Source organism: Streptomyces sp. NPDC046900 (assembly GCF_040644975.1).
GTDB lineage: Bacteria > Actinomycetota > Actinomycetes > Streptomycetales > Streptomycetaceae > Streptomyces.
Genome location: NZ_JBEYXD010000021.1, coordinates 1 through 16,582, shown reverse-complemented (window position 1 = coordinate 16,582; position 16,582 = coordinate 1). Strand labels below are relative to the sequence as shown.

Genomic DNA, 16,582 nt, shown 5'->3' with positions numbered 1-16,582 from the left:
TGACGTTCTCCAAGCCGTACGTGAAGCGGCCCTGTTATCTGCGGCAAGGGGAAAGTGGTGCCCGTCGTTGTGCAGCTGCCAGCCGGGAAGGCGTTGACCGTCCGCGCGGCGGCGGACGTGTTCCTCGACTCGCTCGGCAACCCGAACACGGTCCGCAACTACGGGATCGGGGTCGGCAAGACGGCCGAACGGATCGGGGAGGCCCGGCCGCTGGCGTCGGTCGCGGACGACGAGATCGGCGAGGCTCTGGAATTGCTGTGGGGCACCGCGGCGGTCAACACGTGGAACTCCCGGCGGGCGGGGGTGTTGTCCTGGCTCGGCTGGTGCCGGGAGCGCGGCTACGAGGGACCGATGGTCTCAGCCTGGGCGAAGCGGCTGGCGGTGCCGGACTCCGAGACCCCGGCCCGCTCGAAGATGGCAATCGACCGGCTGGTCGCGCGGCGCGAGGTACACCTGCGGGAGAAGACCCTGTGGCGGATGCTGTACGAAACCGCCGGCCGTGCGGAGGAGATCCTCGGCGTGAACATCGAGGACCTGGACTTCGCCGGGCGTCGCTGCCTGGTCAAGGCCAAGGGAGCGCGGAGCAAGGCCCGACGCCGGAGCCAGACGCGCGAGGACTTCGTGCTGGAGACCGTGTACTGGGACGCCGGTACCGCCCGGCTCCTGCCCCGCCTGCTGAAGGGCCGCACCCGCGGGCCGGTGTTCGTCACCCACCGACGCCCGGGGCCGGGCAAGGTCGTCAGCCCCCGCGACGTGTGCCTGGACACCGGGCTGGCCCGCCTGTCGTACGGGCAGGCCCGCGCGCTGCTGGACGAGCACACCGCCGTGCGCGGGTCCGGCACGGGCTGGGACCTGCACGAGTACCGGCACTCCTCCCTAACCCACCTCGGAGAGCAGGGCGCGTCGCTGCTGATGCTGATGGCGAAGTCCCGGCACAAGAAGCCGGAGAACCTCCGTCGCTACTTCAAGCCCTCCCCGGAAGCCATCGCCGAACTCACCAGCCTGCTCGCACCCGGCGGCAGCAGGCGCTGAGCGGCCGGTGACCAGCTTCACTGCACCGCCTGGTCTCCGGAGATGGCGCCTGCCCCGCGCAGGGTGAGGAACGCCTGGTCCACCAGCGAAGGCAGGTCTTCGGCACCGTCGCTGTCCACCCAGCAGGTGAGCGCTGTGGTGAGGGCGGCGAGAGAGGCTGCGGCGAGAACGCGGGTGCTCAGCGTGGGTTCTGTCTGGAGACGGGCCGCGAGGGCTTGGGCGAACATCTGCTCGGTGGCGTACTGGTTCTCCCATGCGCGGGCGCGCAACGCCGGTGTCTTCAGGACGAGGCGGGTGCGGACCAGGAGTGCTTCCTTGTCGGTGGCGTAGACGGTGGCCAGGCCGTGGGCCAGTGCCTGGTGCAAGGCGGTGAGCGGGTCCTCCTCCTTGGGGCGTTGTTCAATGAGACGGACGATCATCGGGTCGTAGTCGTCGCTTTCGACAACGGCTTCCTTGGTGGGGAAGTGACGGAAGAAGGTCATGTGGGAGACCCCGGCAGCGGCCGCGATCTCCTCGACGGTGGTGTTCTCGTATCCCTGGCTGAGGAAGAGCCTCAGGGCCTGTTCCTGGATGGTGCGGCGGGTCTGGGCTTTCTTGCGTTCACGCAGGCCCGTTGGCGCGGTCGGGGACGGATTCACAGCCATATTTTCTTCCTTTGCTGCTTCATGGCTCGGGCAAGGGAGTCGGCGTGATCACCGGGTGTGGTCGTGGGCGAGCATGCGTGTCAGCCACCGGCTCAGCGCGGCCGGGGATGTGCCACGCCAGGCCAGGTGGGCGTCGGGCCGCACCAGCATGATCTGCCGGCCGTGAGCGGTGGCAGGGGTCAACACAGTCAATGTGCCGGTTTCGCCGAGGTGCCGTCGGGCGGTGGCTGTGCCGGGGTGCTCTGTGGAGGGAACGAGGAGTGCCCAGCGTGATCCGAGTTCCGTATGCAGACGCGTCAGGCTGCCGTCTTCCCGGGCGCACTCAAGGTCAGGCACCCGGTCGCCCCCGTGCGGGCCGCGGACGGACCAGCCCTGGAGTGAGCGGGATGCCAGCGGTCCGTTACGGTAGTTGACCTTCAACTGGGAGGACTTCTCCCAGATCAGCCGCTGCACCAGCGGCCGGTTCATCAGCGGGATGAAAACACGGTCACGCACCGCCCGAGCGAGTGGAGTCTCGCCGACGACCATGCGGGTCATTGCGCTGGTGGACTCCAGCACCTCCTGCGCGACGGGCCGCCGCTCGGCCTGATACGTATCCAGCAGCGCAGCCCCGGCCCGGCCGGTGGCGACGAGAGCGAGTTTCCAGGCCAGGTTCTCGGCGTCACCCAGCCCGGTGTTCATGCCCTGCCCGCCGAACGGGCTATGGATGTGCGCCGCGTCCCCGCCCAGCAGGATCCTGCCGCGCCGGTAGGTTGACGCCAGCCGACGGTGGATACGGAACGTGGAGGTCCAGAGTGTCTCGCGCACCACAGCGGCCGGAAGACGTGCATGGTCCTGAAGCACTCCGGTGAGCACGGCCAGCAACCCATCGGGCTCAGTGTCCTCTGCAGTACCCGCCGGCGCGGGGGCCATCAGGCGCCACACGTCAGTACCAGGCAGCGGGAAGGCTCCAACCACCTGGTCCCCTCGCAGCCAGACCGAGACTGCGTCGCGGGGCAGAGGTAGCTCTGCTCGCACATCCGCGAGCAGAAAACGCTCAATCACGGCAACCCCGGGGAACCCGATGCCTGCCGCTTTGCGCACCCGACTGTGTGCGCCGTCGCATCCCACCAGCCAGTCGGCGCGCATCTGCCTGTCGGCAAAACGGACGGACACGCCCTGGCTGTCCTGGTCGGCGGCATGTACTTCGCGCCCCCACTCCACCTCGACGCCCAGTTCACTGAGCCGGTGCCGGAGCTGGGCTTCTACTTCGGCCTGGGAAACGATCAGGCCGGGCCTGGTCACCAGCTTGGTGCGCTGGCCAACCTTCAGCCGCGCCACGGGCTCGCCGTTGACATGGGTGATCACCTGCCCGATATGCACTGACCGCTGCGGCAAGTCCTCCAGGGCGCCAAGGCGGTCCAGGACTTCCGAGCCCCGCGGCTGCAACCCGAGTGCTCGCGAAGTCGTCGATGGCCCCTCCGCCCTGTCCACCACCCGGACCGGCAACCCGGCCGCCCGCAATCCGCAGGCCAGGGCAAGCCCGGTCGGGCCCGCCCCGGCCACCACGACTGCCGTATCCGCCATCCTATCCTCCAAATGTTAGCTGCTAACTAATGTTAGAGACTAACTTCACTTGGAAGTGTGGTCAACGTCGTCGCTATGCCGGAACATCTCGATGGCAACGGGGTTCGCCGCAGTCACTCCTCGTCGATGGCCTCCCGGTTGCGTAGTGGACGAAGGCCCCCGGGCAGCTCAGGGAGCTGGAAGGAGTACCGACCCAGCATGTTGATGTGGTGGCGGACGAACGGGGAGAGGCGGGCGACGTCCTCATCGCGGATGTCGAAGCCGTCGGCGCGGAGCTGGGTGACGGCGGCGTCCATGTAGCGGGTGTTGAAGAGCACAAGCGCGTTGAGGACAAGGCCGAGGGCACCGGTCTGGTCCTCCATGCCGTCCTGATAGCGCTGGTAAAGCTGCCCGGCGCGGCCGTGGAAGATCTTCCGGGCGAGCGCGTGCCGGCCTTCCTGGAGGTTGGCCTGCACCTTGATCTGCCGCCGGTATCCGGGCTCGTCGGCCAGGCGCAGGATGTGCAGGGTTTTCGCGATCCGCCCGTAGTGCGCGATCGCGTCGCCGAGCGGCGTGGGCCGGCCGTCCCGGGAGAGCATCCGGATCACGTCGTAGGCGCGGACGGCGCCGGTGTGGATGGAGCCGATGATCCGCAGGATGTCTTCCCAGTGCCGTTCGATCCGGGCGAGGTCGATCCGGCCGCGGGCCGCGTCCTGGAAGGCGCCGTAGTCGGCGGCGCGGTCGACGCGCCACATCTTCTGATCGGGCAGGTCGGCGAGCTGCGGCGCGTACGTGAACCCGGCGAGCGTGAGTAGCCCGAAGACGATGTCGCTGTACGAGGCGGTGTCGGTGACGATCATCTCCGGGCGGCGCCCGCCGTCGCGGTCGTAGAGGACGTCCAGCACGTACAGGGAGTCGCGCGGGGTGCCGGCCACGACCTTCCCGCCGAGCCCGGCGGCCTGGTCGTTGATCATGTTGAGCCAGGTGGCGCCGCCTCGGCGGCCGAAGTACTTCGGGTTCGGCCGCGCGTACACCGAGGGGACCGGAACGACGAACCGCATCCCGTCGACCGAGGCGACCAGGCCGCCGCCCCACGCGCAGGCGAGGCCGATGGATGCCTGGTGCTCGATCAGAGTGGCGTTCGCAGCCCGATAGGTCGCGAGCCGCAGATACGTCTGGTCGACGTGGGACAACCGCCCGTACTTCAGCGCGTCGACCCCGCCGATGACCGGGGTGTAGCCGACGTTGCAGCCGTGCGCGACCAGCAGTGCAGCGATCGTGACGTGCAGATCTTTCAGGCGGGCCTCGCCGCCGGTGACCGAGGTGAACGCCTGGTCGGCGCCGGTCCAGGAGAACACCTCCAGCAGCACCTCGGGCAAGTCCACGCGCGGCAGCATCGCATTCACCGCCGCCCGCAGATCGAGCAGCGAGGCCGGTTCGGGCTCCGGCTCCAGCGCAGCGAAGTGCAGCCGTCCATCGTCGTCGAAGACGATCTGCGCGTTGTCCGGCAGGCGCCCGGCGACCTCCCGGTACGTGCCATCCAGCAGCGCGGCCCGCGCCGCAAGGTGCTCGCCCGCCTCGCCAGGCAGCCCGAGCGAGGCCAGCACGGTCGGCCGGGCCTGCTCCCACGCCTCGCCATCCAGCAGCTTCGCCCGCGGATCGCCCCACTTCGAGGAGTTCTTCGCGAACACCTGCTTGCTCCGCAGCATCCGGTGGAACTGCTCCAGCACGCAGAACGTGTACGCCTTCCAGTCCACCGTCCCCGGCTCCAGGTGCGGCGTCGACAGCACCAGGCGCCGCCACGAACCGACCAGCAGGCCGGTGTCGATCTCGGCCGGGCCGACCTTCTTGCGGCCCATGAGGTCCGGCAGGGACTTGAGCGCGGTTAGGACCGGCGCTCCTTCCGGGGTGGCGCCGAAGTCGACGACCTTGACCAAGAGCCCCAGGAACGGGCGGACGGTGCCGAACCGGCTGACCAGCATGGACCGCCATGCCTCGTCCGCGTCCGAGTCCAGCGGCGGCGTCAGCTCGAACAACGCGGCGATCGCGGCGGCCAGCTCGTGGCGGGGCACGACCGCCTCGATCCGCTCCCACATCGCCTCGAACGACTCCACCGCCGGCCCGGTCACCTCACCGGTGTCGGTGTCGACCAGCTCGCTCGTGGTGTCGAACACGACCTGGCACGCGGTCGCCAGCTTCGCCGAGGCCCGCTCGACCCGCGGCAGCGTCTTCATCTTCTCCTTGACCGTCTCGCGCTCGGCCTTGGCCAGCAGCTTCGTCGCGATCAGCACCTCCAGGAGGTCGAGCGCGTCGTCAACGGCCCGGGCCGTCAGGTAGACGGTGGTGGCCAGCAGCGTCGCCAGCCGCCTCGAATCGCCGTGCCGGCGCAAGAGCGACGCCTTGCCGTCCACGCCGTACCGGGACAGCTCCGCCAGCCGCCGCGGCGGGATCGCCGAGACGTCCAGGTTCCCCATCCCGAGGTCGGCGATCTCCTCCGCCCGCTGAAGCGACCACTTCATCTGTGGCCCGGACACGCGCACCGGGCCGCGCCTCAACCGGTCCAGCTCCGAGACCCGCTCGCCGGGCGGCACGGTCAGCAGCGAGTCCAGCACCGCCCGCTGCCCGGTGTTCAGCAGCCCGTACAGCGTGTCCCACAACCGCTGGTTCGCCGCCTCCCGCACCGAGGCCACCAGCCGGGCCAGCGTCGTCACCCCGGGCAGCAGCACCCGCCGCTCGCGCAGCCACCCGGCCGCCGCGTCGAACAGCGCCTTCGGCCCTTCGCCCGTGGTACAGGCCCGCGCGTCCACCCACGCCCGCAACTCGGCCTCTACCTCGGCGAACTCCTGGTACTCCAGCACCCGCCGCAGCTCGCGCACGTGCTCCAGCCGGGTGTTCTCCCGCTCCCCGTACGCCTTCAGCACCGACGCGTCGTCGATACCGAGCTGCTCGGCGAGGTAGTCCACGACCTCCACCGGCACGTCCGTCGGGTCGTCCAGGAACACCCCGAGGAAGCGCGCGGTCGTCAGCTGTGCGGCGTAGCCCAGCCGGTTGTGGGACCGGCGCTTGCCCTGAATCAGCTCCCGGTCCGCGTCGTCCAGGAAGAAGAACCGCTCCAGCTCCGTGCGGGACGGCGCCCCGCGATACGCCGCGTACGCGGCGGCCTGCTCATCCGTCAAAAACTCGACCGGCACCCCGGACCTCCAGACAGTCGATCAATACGACTGCCGAAGGTTCAACCCCCGCAGAAGACCAGGTCAAAGCCCTCATGGAGGCCGGACGGGCTTAGCGCCGGTTTTCGTTCCGATGTTCCTCGACCCCCTATCCGTCATGGGTCACCGCCTGGCGGCTGACCGGCGGTGAAGCGTGGCGGGCAGGGGCCGTACAGGCGGCCGACTCGCTGATCCAGCGCTACAACCCGCGCGGCCACTTCATTCGCGCCTGGGGGGCGTTGACCGATCCGAGCAACGCCGGCCGCGTCATCATCGACACGATGATGAATCTGGACCTGCTGGCCTTCGCCGGCAGTCAGACCGGAGACGAGAAGTACCTGAACGTCGCCGTGGAGCACGCGAAAACCGTCCAGCGCACGTTCCTCCGCCCGGATGGCTCGATTCCGCACGTGTTCGACTTCGACCCGGACAGCGGCGCGCCGATCGGCCCCAACACCGTGCAGGGCTACAGCCCCACCTCGTGCTGGTCGCGCGGGCAGGCCTGGGGAGTGTACGGATTCACCACGATGTACCGGCGGACCGCGAACCGGGAATTCCTTGCCACCGCACGGAAACTCGCGGACTTCGCGGTAGGAGCGCTGAGTGCGGACCACGTCCCCGTGTGGGACTACCGCGCGCCGCAGCAGCCGTACGACGTCAAGGATGCCTCCGCCGGCGCGATCATGGCATGCGGTCTGCTCGACCTGTCCGAGGCCACCGGCAGCAACAAGTACCGTGAAGTGGCCCTGCGGGTGCTCACCGCACTGTCGGAGACCTGTCTCACGCGGAATTCGTCGCGTGCCGACGCGGTCGTGGCCCGCTGCACCCGGAACCGGCCCGCCGAGGACGGGATCGAGATCTCGCTCCCCTACGCCGACTACTACCTGCTCGAAGGCATCCTGCGCGTCCTGCGGCCCCAGGACGTCGACCGGGCGATCGACCTGTCGGCACGCTGACCGGCTCTCACCGGAGCGCGCGGGGCGGCAACCACCGCCATGTCCGGACGGACCGTCACAGCATGGTGCGCATGCGTGTGATCTCGCTCGTCTGCTGGGCGATCACGTCGTCCGCCATCTCCTCGATCCGGATGTTGTTGCCCTGCGCCTTCACATCGGTGGCCATGGTGATGGCCCCCTCGTGATGGGTGATCATCAGTGTCAGGAAGAGCCGGTCGAAGGCCTTGCCCTGCGCCGCATGCAGTTTTCTCAGCTGCGCCTCGGTCGCCATTCCCGGCATCGCCGCGTGCTCGTGCTCGTGACCGCCGGCCTTCTTCGCCTCGCCGTACGTCTCGAGCCAGCCCTGCATCGCCTTGATCTCCGGCCCCTGCGCGGCGGCGATCCGCTCGGCGAGCCGTCTGACCTTCGCGGACTCGGCACGTCGCGGAGCCAGTCCGGTCATCTCCAGGGCCTGCGAGTGGTGCTCGATCATCATCCGCGCATAGGAGACGTCCGCGGAGTTCGGGGAGTCGTCCTCCGCACGCTGCCGGGCGGCCTCCTCCGCGGACAGGGTCCGGTTCTCCTCCCCGGGCTCGCCCGGCACGATCACCGAAGGGCCGTTGGCCGCGCTCGGCTTCGCGTCGGAACCGGAGTCGCACCCCCCGAGTCCGAGCACGGCCACGGCGGACAGTCCGGCCGCGACGAGTGACGCACGACGCACGAGCACAACAGCCTCCTGGGACAGGCGAGTCGAAGGACACCTCGGGAGTTCCGGCTACCGTCCTAGCACGCTTCCGCGCATTACTGATCGGAAAACTTCATTGCAAGTACGTTGCCCTCTTTTGGTATGTGCATGGTGAAGGCGATACTGCGGGATGGATGAACCGTTCCGAGGCGAACGGAACAAGGGAGGAAACAGTGATCCTGTTACACGACCCCCGCACACGGCGCAGACGCCTGGGAGTTGCCGCGGTCGCCACCGGTCTGCTGACCGCTCTCCTCACCACCACCCCGGCCACCGCGATCCCCGACCCCGGGGACACTCCGGCCGCGCACCAGCAGGTCTCGAGGAGTGCGCAGGCCGAAGCGCGGGCGGCCATCGCGAACGGCGAGATCCCCGGCCAGGACGAGATCGTCCACTCCCCCAATGTCGAGCACCTCGCCAACATCCCCAAGGACGCGCTCGCCAACTTCAATTCGGACCTGGCCTTCCAGGGCAAGTACGCCTTCGCGGGCAACTACGACGGCTTCCGCATCTTCGACATCGGCAACCCGCGCTCGCCGAAGACGGTCGCCCAGGTCATGTGCCCGGGTTCGCAGAACGACGTCTCCGTCTCCGGCGACCTGCTGTTCCTGTCCACCGACTCCTCGCGCAGCGACAGCAGTTGCAACAGCACCACGCAGCCGGCGACCGAGAAGTCCTCGTGGGAGGGCATGAAGGTCTTCGACATCAGCGACAAGAAGAACCCGAAGTACGTCGCCGCGGTCGAGACCGCCTGCGGGTCGCACACCCATACGCTGGTGCCCGAGCGCAGAGACGTCTACATCTACGTCTCCTCGTACTCGCCGAGCGCCACCTACCCCGACTGCCAGCCGCCGCACGACGGCATCTCCGTCATCAAGGTGCCGCGCAACGCGCCCGAGAAGGCAGCGGTCGTCGACTTCCCGGTGCTGTTCCCCGGTGAGGGACCGGACGGTGGAGGCAACCCGGGCGCGCCCACCAACCCCGGCGTCTCGAAGACCACCGGCTGCCACGACATCACGGCGCTGCCCTCGAAGGACCTGGCCGCCGGCGCCTGCATGGGCGACGGAATCCTGCTGTCCATCAAGGACCCGGCGCACCCGAAGGTGATCGACCGGGTGCAGGACAACGTCAACTTCGCGTTCTGGCACTCGGCCACCTTCAACCAGAAGGCGAACAAGGTCGTCTTCACGGACGAGTTGGGCGGCGGCGGCGCGGCCACCTGCAACGCGGCGATCGGCCCGAACCGCGGGGCCGACGGCATCTACGACATCGTCGGCAAGGGCGAGAAGCGCAAGCTCGTCTTCCGCAGCTACTTCAAGATCCCCCGCCACCAGGCCGACACCGAGAACTGCGTGGCCCACAACGGCTCGCTGATCCCGGTCAAGGGCAGGGACCTCATGGTCCAGGCCTGGTACCAGGGCGGTGTTTCCGTCTGGGACTTCACCGACTCCGGCCGGCCCGAGGAGATCGGCTACTTCGAGCGCGGTCCGCTGACCACCGACCACATGACGACCGGCGGCTCCTGGTCCGCGTACTACTACAACGGCTACATCTACTCGAACGACATCGCCAAGGGCTTCGACGTCCTGAAGATCAGCGACCGGCGCACGGACCCGGCCGGACGGGTCCATCTGCATGAGCTCAACGTGCAGACGCAGCCGGACTACTTCGACTGACGAGAGAAGGGCCGCATGGCACCGCTCGGGGTCCGGCTCCGGGCGGTGCCACTGACCCGAATCCGCAGGTAGCGGCGGTGATCGGTAGCTGATACGGCGACAGGTGCGCTTCCGGTTTGAGAAGATCGAGGTTCCTACACCTAATCGTCTCGAATGTGAAAGTACACCTGTCTGGTGAAGAAGATATCGCGTCGTCGTACCGCCTCCCGCACGCCTGGCAAGCGCTGGACCCGGCTGAATGCCCGGACAGGGGTCCCGGACGGGTCGCTGACCGAGAACGGCGGGCTGGTGCTGGTGGCCGAGTTGGACCGGGTCCTTGGCGTCACTGCCGCGTTGGACGCGGGGATCGGCCCGGTCAAGGAACGTGACCGGGGCCTTTCGGGCGGTGAGTTCGCGCTGGCCACCGCGGTCGTGCAGCTGGTCGGGGAGGACCATCTGGTCGGTTTCGACCGGCTGCGGGCGGACGTGGTCGGCGAGGGACTGCTGCCCGCGCCGGTCCCGGCCGTGACCACGGCCGCCACTTTGGCCGCCCGCTTCGATCAGGCGCAACGCGAGGGCGTCGAAGTTACGGGGTGGGGTACAGATCAAGGGGGCGTCCGGATGGTGGGACGGAGGATTCCTCCCATCCCGCTGCATGGACCGGCTCCACCGGGAAGCGACCCCGACGCGGCGCGCCACCCCCCAACTAGACCAGGCACCGCGGCACCTCGCACCGGGGTGCGTCTCCAGGGTCGTGGGCTGCCAGATCCGCGGTCACGGCGAGGGCTGCCTGACCGATTCAGAATCTCGCGAGCGGTTTGCCCCCTCACGCAGGAATCGGGCTGTGATCTATACCCGTCAACTCCCGGCTGATCATGCTACGTTCGCGCGAATCTTGCGCGATCTTCCTATGCCGACGTGGCGTTCTCGTGCGGGAGAAGGCGAGAGTCATGTCTACACGTAATCTGAGACTTCAGCGCACTGGTGTGATCCTCGGCGCGGTCAGCGCACTGCTCTTCGTCCTCAGCCCCTCCGCCTTCGCGGACTGGACGTGGACCAGCTATATCAGTTCATGGACGGACGGGGACACCTCGCACCGTTGGGCGGACGAGTCTTACAACGAGATCAGCTGGGAGGGCTGCTTCGCCCAGTACGGCACAACACAGCAGACGGTCGTCAAGCGGAGGATAGACGTCTCCTTGTCCCCGGACGTCACCGTGGATACCTTCACGTTCTCCAACTGCTTCAACGGCAGCGGCTATTACAGCACAGACACACAGACCGGTCTGGACTCGGCTTCCTACTACTTCGAAGCCGACAAGGTTGCTCAGGGCGGGTCCTGCTGCCTGCTGTTCGCTGACTGGGTCGGCGTCGACACCACGCAAGCCGACTGACAGACGACCGCTCGCCGTTGCCTCCGGTGCGGTCCACCGGGGGCAACGGCCCGCTTTGATTCGGACATCCGCTTGAGAACCACGACTCTCCTCCGCACCTCTGCCGCTGTCAGAACGGCCCCGTTCCTGGCCGCAGGGTGCGCGTACTTCTTCTTCGTCGGCATCCAACCCTCACTGCATTTCCTGGGACTTGACTGGCCGACCCGCGCAGTAACCTTCTCCCTGAGCAGCACACTGCCGCCGGTCTATGCGCTCACCGCGGCCGTCGCCTGCTTTGAAGGACACCGGCTGCGGAAGCTGAGGACCTGGGGCATCGGTCCCGCACGGTCGGAACCGGCCATCGCTGCCCGGAGTCTGCTCGCGATCCTCGGCGTGTTCGCCGTCGCCGTCAGCGCTGTTCCGGTCGTCACCCTCATCACCACCGGCAGCGGGATCGACGGGTACGCCCTCGCCGCGCTCGCCCTCCCCCTGGTCAACATCGCCGGCTATGCGCTGCTCGGGTACAGCGTGGGTCGTCGGATCAACGCGCTCTACGCCGCCCCGGCGCTCGCCGTGTCCGTCCAGCTCCTGGTGGGCACGTCCGTGTCGTACCTGCCGTACTGGCCGCGGCACATCTCGGGCATTGTGGAACCGGTGGGGTTCGGGGAGGCCTTCGAACCAGTCGTGTTCCTCACCACAACCGCGGCGACGGTAGCCGTGGGCCTGGCCGTTGCCCTGCTCTGCCTGCCCACTGCCCGTCGCACAGTCGCAGTGGCCGCGGCCCTGTCGATCGCGGCCGTCGGCTTCCTGGTCCCCTACCGGATCACGGCCAACTGGAGTTTCAGTGCACCGACCGTGGCCGGGCTGGCCGATACCACCTGCGCGGGAACGGCTCCCAAGGTGTGTCTGCCAACGGTGGCGGGGGTCGACGCGGCCGCCCTGCAGACCCGGGTGAGCGGGGTCCTGACCACACTGGCCAACGCGGGGGCGATACCCCAAGTACCCACGTCCGTCTTCGAGATCAAGGGTGCGGCAAAGGGTGAACGCTCGTCCTCCGCGGCCTTCTGGCGCGTCAACCTGATCGGTGCGGCCAACGGGAACGAGAAGGACCTCGCATTCGCGCTCACCATGCAGTCCGTGAACTGGTTCTGCTCCAATCCCAGTTGGGAGACCATGCACTACTCCACCTACTGGGCGATGAAGAAGAGCGGCGTGGATGACCGCTACCTGAAGTGGCTGCGGTCGGAGCCCGAGTTCAAGACCGCCCAGGAGCCCCAGCTCACCGCGGAGGTCGGGCGGGTCCTGAAACTGCCCGCCGCTCAGCAGAAGTCCTGGTACCAGGACAAGATCATGCAGGCCTGTGCGGGATCGACCATGAAGTTCCGGCCGACGGCGGCTGGTTGAGATGCGCTGGTGGATGCGCCAACGGGGCGTCTTCTCACTCGTCCCCGGAGTCCTGGTGGGCTTCTGGGTGGTACTCGCGGTCACTTCCGGCAAAACGGTCGCCATGCCCAGCCTGTTGGCCGACCTGGTGACCACGCGGCTGAGCGACTTCGCCTGTCTCGCGGTCAGTACGGCGGTCGTCGCCGTACTGGAGCGGAGGCTGGTGGCGGCGGAGGCCGCGGCCCTGCGCCGGGTCGAGCGGATGGACGTCGTTCTCGCGGCCGGGCTGAGCCTGGCCGCGAGTGCCGGCGCTCTGCTGTTCCTGCGCGGGTTCGACAGCGCGACCGCTCTCACCGCGGCCCGCAACGTCCTGTTCTTCTGCGGGATCGCGCTGGCCGCCTGGCCACTCCTGGGCGCCCGGGCCAGTCTCCTCCCGGTGGTCTGGATGCTGGTGTCCCTCCTGAACGGCCATCGTTCCTCCAACGACCCCTACCCCTGGGTGATCGTCGCCGAGGGGCCCTACGTGTCCTACGCCGCGCTGGGTGCCGGACTTGCCTTCCTGACAGGCCTCCTCGCTCTCGCCCTCCTGCCCCGACTCATGACAAGGATCCGGCCTTGAGCCTGCTCATCGACGACGTGACCTTCCGCTACCGGCGGCGCAGGCCGCCCGTGCTGGACCGCTTCACCCACCGCACCACCGACGGACTGACGATCCTGCTGGGCCCCAACGGCGCCGGGAAGTCCACCCTGCTCTCGCTCCTCGCCGGGATCAGCCGCCCGAACTCCGGTCGGATCGCCCTGGGCGGCGTGGAGTCGACAGTGCGCGCCTACCGCAGCGAGGTCGCCTGGCTGCCGCAGCATGTGCCGGCCAGCAAGACGCTCACCGCCCGCGAGTACGTCGCCTACATCGCGTGGCTCAAGGGTGTGGACCGGTCCACCGCATGGGAGAACGCCGCCCGCGTGCTGGGGCGGGTGAACCTGGCGGCGGAAGCCGGGAAGCGGACCGCGCACCTCTCGGGGGGGCAGCTGCGCCGGGTCGGCATCGCCTGCGCCCTGGCCCACAACGCCAAGCTGATCCTGCTCGACGAGCCGACCGCCGGCCTTGATCCCCATCAGCGCTCGGTGTTCCGTGCCCTGGTACGTGAGGTGGCGGCCGAGACCCCGGTGCTGATGTCCACCCATGACGTGGCCGATCTGGCCGAGGAGGCCGACACGGTCACCTGCCTGCTCGCCGGGCGCGTCACCTACGACGGTCCGACGGCCGGCTTCCTCACCCACGCGGCAACGGAGGCAGCGCCCGGACGCCAGGCCGAGTCGGCGTACACCACCCTCATGGGCCTGGTCTGACCCGAATCCGCAGGTAGCCGGGGCAGGCGGGAGCTGATATGGCGACAGGTGCACTCTGCTGGCGAGATGATCGGGGTTCTCACACTTTGACCGTCTCGTCCAGAAAGTGCACCTGTCGAGTGAAAACGATATCGCGTCGCCGTACCGCTTCCGTCACGCCCGGCAAGCGCTGGAGCCGGATCAACGCCCAGGTCGGTGAGTCGGATGCGGCACTGACCGAGAACGGCGGCCTGCTGCTGGTGGCGGAGCTGGACCGGGTGCTGGGGATCACCGCGGCACTGGACGCGGGGATCGGGCCGGTCAAGGAGCGCGACCGGGGCCTTTCGGGCGGGGAGTTCGCGCTGGCGATGGCCGTGGTGCAGCTGACCGGCGAGGATCAACTGGTCGGCTTCGACCGGCTGCGTGCGGACGCGGTCGGGGAGGGGCTGCTGCCCGCGCCGGTCCCGCCGTCCACGACGGCAGCCACGCTCGCGGCCAGGTTCGGCCAGGACGAACGCGAGGGCATCGAGACCGCGTGCGCGCAGCTGACCGGCCGGGCCCTGGCGGCTGTGCCGGTCGCCGAGCGGGCCCGGATCCTGTCCGGACGCGTGACGATCGACCTGGACGCCAAGGACATCGAGGTGTTCTCCACCCGCAAGGAACAGGTCATCCGCTCCTACAAGGGCGAGATCGCAGGAAGGGTGCACGCCGCGCACTGGGCCCAGGCCGGCACCGTGCTGGTCGCGGACCTCCTCGACGGCCGCTCGGACGGCCGCACCCACTCTCCCGGCCAGATCGACCGGGCCGTGGACGCCGTGCGCGCCGCCGGGGCCAGTGGGCGGATCCTGTTCCAGGGCGACTCGGGCTATTACGCGGGCAAGGTCGCGGAGAAGATCGTGGCCCGCGGCGGCCTATTCCGACTCGGGGTGCCGCGCGGCAAGGCGCTGTGGCGGGCCGTGGCCGCCGTGCACGCAGACGACTGGATCGACACGGTCGACTACCCCGACGCACAGGTCGCCCTGCTGGACTATGCCCCGGCCGACTGGCCGGACGGCACGAAGGTGATCGCTCGGCGGGTGCGCTACGACGCCGCTGCGCTGTCCGCCGACCCGCGGTCGCGACGCTCGCGGACCGTGGGCAAGGACCAACTGGCCCTGGTCCTGGACGGGATCGAAGACACCGCGTACGCCTACTCCTTCATCGCCACCAACGAGGACCTGGACCTGGAGGAGGAGATCGCTCAGGCGGAGTGGGAGTTCCGCCGCCGCACCAAGATCGAGGAGCTGTTCCGCGACACCGCGTACGGCGCCGGGCTGAACCATCTGCCGTCGGCCTCGCACGCCGTCAACAGCATGTGGATGTGGGGCGCGCTGCTGGCCTACAACCTCTCCGCCTGGCTGCAGGTGCTCGCCCCCATCGGCGGCGCGCGCCGCCGCATCGCCACCGTCCGTCGCCTCCTCGTGCGCCGCGCCGCGCGGTTGACCAGCACCGCCCGCCGCGACGAACTGCGATTCGCACCGGCCGCAGCACAGTTGATCGCCGCCACCCTGGCGAAGATCCGCGCTGCCAGAACCCTGCTGGCCGCCTGACCGACCGCCCCCACCGCACAACGAACCGCCCTGGAAAGCCGCCACCCGGCACGACAGCCGGGCCCCAGCTCTGCCCCCGCACCCGGAAACGACACCGAAGGCCAGCCCCACCAACATCTGACCGACCATCGGCCACTACCTGCGGATTCGGGACTGAGCCGCGCTGCGCCGGGCGCCGAGGCCGTCCTCGACGCCCGCCTCAGCGACTAGCACCGGCTCGCGAGGCGCACTTCGGATTCCCGCGGGTTCAGGCGAGCGTGACGCGCAACCATCCGTCTGTCCCGAATGTCAAGTGCGTAACGGATCGTGGAGGTCCGCAACGCCAAGGGGGAATCATGCGAAAGGGAAGATGGACGACGGGTGCGATCGCCGTCCTGATGGCAGCGGGATCGCTGGCCGTGGCGGTCCCGGAGGCGTCCGCCACGGACGCGGTGAACGCTACGAAGGCCTCGACGACCTGCCCGAAGGGCTGGGGCAGCCTGCCGAAGTCCGCAACGGCCGGCTCACAGGAGCCGCGCCCTCTGACCGGCATCCGAACGGGGCGGCACGATTGCTACGACCGCATGGTCTTCGACGTGCCCGGCTCGGGCTCCGCGCCGCTCGCCTACCACGTCGCTTACGTCGGCGTCTTCCGCCAGGATCCGTCCAACAGGGTGATACCCGTGTCCGGCGGAGCGATCCTGGAGATCCGGGTGAGCGCGCCGGCGTACGACCCGCAGACCGGTCACCCGACCTTCCCCGGCCGTGCCGGCAAGGTGCTGCCGGGCGTCGACCTGAGGGGCTACCGCACCTTCCGGGACGCGAGGTTCGGCTCCAGCTACGAGGGAGTCTCGCAGGTGGGGCTCGGGGTGCGGGCGCGACTGCCCTTCCGGGTACTGAGGCTGGCGGACCGCATGGTGGTCGACGTGGCCCACACCTGGTGAGAGGCGGGGCCCGGTGTGGGGCACGGGTTGGCAACTGTTGATTCGTTGTAGTCACAGTGGGCCATAGAGTCCCCCACATGAGTGAGAAGGGTGACGATCGGGTCTCGGCGGGGAAGGCCGCGAAGCGGCTAGACGAGTCTGTCCAAATGCCTGCGGGCATGAAGAGAGGGTGTTCAAGATCCGTTTGTGACGACAGAACTGAACACCCTCGTGACCGCACTGT

General features: G+C 68.7%; 13 protein-coding genes. 9 read left to right on the top strand and 4 right to left on the bottom strand.

Translation table 11 applies throughout. The features are described 5' to 3' along the window. Positions 1 to 57: 57 nt before the first annotated feature. Positions 58 to 1,032, top strand: coding sequence for a site-specific integrase (locus tag ABZ904_RS21665; RefSeq protein WP_361825103.1), 975 nt, complete (start codon positions 58 to 60; stop codon positions 1,030 to 1,032). Between the two features lie 17 nt (positions 1,033 to 1,049). Here the strand turns inward: ABZ904_RS21665 and ABZ904_RS21660 are convergent, their stop codons facing one another. The 3 genes from ABZ904_RS21660 to ABZ904_RS21650 form a co-directional block, all read right to left on the bottom strand. After that, entirely contained in the window at positions 1,050 to 1,676 is a 627-nt protein-coding gene (locus ABZ904_RS21660) for a TetR/AcrR family transcriptional regulator (protein WP_361825101.1), read from the bottom strand. A 48-nt stretch (positions 1,677 to 1,724) separates the two neighbouring features. Further along, positions 1,725 to 3,242, bottom strand: coding sequence for an FAD-dependent monooxygenase (locus tag ABZ904_RS21655; RefSeq protein WP_361825099.1), 1,518 nt, complete (start codon positions 3,240 to 3,242; stop codon positions 1,725 to 1,727). Positions 3,243 to 3,355: 113 nt separating this feature from the next. After that, a complete protein-coding gene (locus tag ABZ904_RS21650) occupies positions 3,356 to 6,412 on the bottom strand; it encodes a Tn3 family transposase (protein ID WP_361825097.1) in 3,057 nt (1,018 codons plus the stop codon). Between the two features lie 155 nt (positions 6,413 to 6,567). Between ABZ904_RS21650 and ABZ904_RS21645 the strand changes: the two genes are divergently transcribed. Further along, positions 6,568 to 7,386, top strand: coding sequence for a glycoside hydrolase family 88 protein (locus ABZ904_RS21645; protein ID WP_361825180.1), 819 nt, complete (start codon positions 6,568 to 6,570; stop codon positions 7,384 to 7,386). A gap of 55 nt (positions 7,387 to 7,441) precedes the next feature. Here ABZ904_RS21645 and ABZ904_RS21640 read toward each other — a convergent pair whose 3' ends face one another. Beyond that, positions 7,442 to 8,092, bottom strand: coding sequence for a DUF305 domain-containing protein (locus ABZ904_RS21640; RefSeq protein ID WP_359400618.1), 651 nt, complete (start codon positions 8,090 to 8,092; stop codon positions 7,442 to 7,444). Positions 8,093 to 8,283: 191 nt separating this feature from the next. Between ABZ904_RS21640 and ABZ904_RS21635 the strand changes: the two genes are divergently transcribed. The 7 genes from ABZ904_RS21635 to ABZ904_RS21605 all read left to right on the top strand — a co-directional run bounded on the left by ABZ904_RS21635 (position 8,284) and on the right by ABZ904_RS21605 (position 16,359). Continuing rightward, the gene (locus ABZ904_RS21635; RefSeq protein WP_359400604.1) at positions 8,284 to 9,786 is read left to right on the top strand and encodes a hypothetical protein; all 1,503 of its coding nucleotides are present in this window, start codon (positions 8,284 to 8,286) and stop codon (positions 9,784 to 9,786) included. A gap of 929 nt (positions 9,787 to 10,715) precedes the next feature. Next, positions 10,716 to 11,159: a hypothetical protein gene (locus ABZ904_RS21630; protein ID WP_359410413.1), complete on the top strand. Its 444-nt coding sequence runs from the start codon at positions 10,716 to 10,718 to the stop codon at positions 11,157 to 11,159. 72 nt (positions 11,160 to 11,231) lie between these two features. Beyond that, complete coding sequence (locus ABZ904_RS21625) at positions 11,232 to 12,542, top strand: hypothetical protein (RefSeq protein ID WP_361825094.1); 1,311 nt, start codon at positions 11,232 to 11,234, stop codon at positions 12,540 to 12,542. A 13-nt stretch (positions 12,543 to 12,555) separates the two neighbouring features. Then, positions 12,556 to 13,140, top strand: coding sequence for a hypothetical protein (locus ABZ904_RS21620; protein ID WP_329511333.1), 585 nt, complete (start codon positions 12,556 to 12,558; stop codon positions 13,138 to 13,140). Beyond that, the gene (locus tag ABZ904_RS21615; RefSeq protein WP_329511332.1) at positions 13,137 to 13,868 is read left to right on the top strand and encodes an ATP-binding cassette domain-containing protein; all 732 of its coding nucleotides are present in this window, start codon (positions 13,137 to 13,139) and stop codon (positions 13,866 to 13,868) included. Before ABZ904_RS21620 ends, ABZ904_RS21615 begins: the two co-directional genes overlap by 4 nt. A 119-nt stretch (positions 13,869 to 13,987) precedes the next feature. Continuing rightward, positions 13,988 to 15,436: a transposase gene (locus ABZ904_RS21610; RefSeq protein ID WP_361825091.1), complete on the top strand. Its 1,449-nt coding sequence runs from the start codon at positions 13,988 to 13,990 to the stop codon at positions 15,434 to 15,436. A 335-nt stretch (positions 15,437 to 15,771) separates the two neighbouring features. Then, positions 15,772 to 16,359: a hypothetical protein gene (locus ABZ904_RS21605; protein WP_361825089.1), complete on the top strand. Its 588-nt coding sequence runs from the start codon at positions 15,772 to 15,774 to the stop codon at positions 16,357 to 16,359. The last annotated feature ends 223 nt before the right edge of the window (positions 16,360 to 16,582 follow it).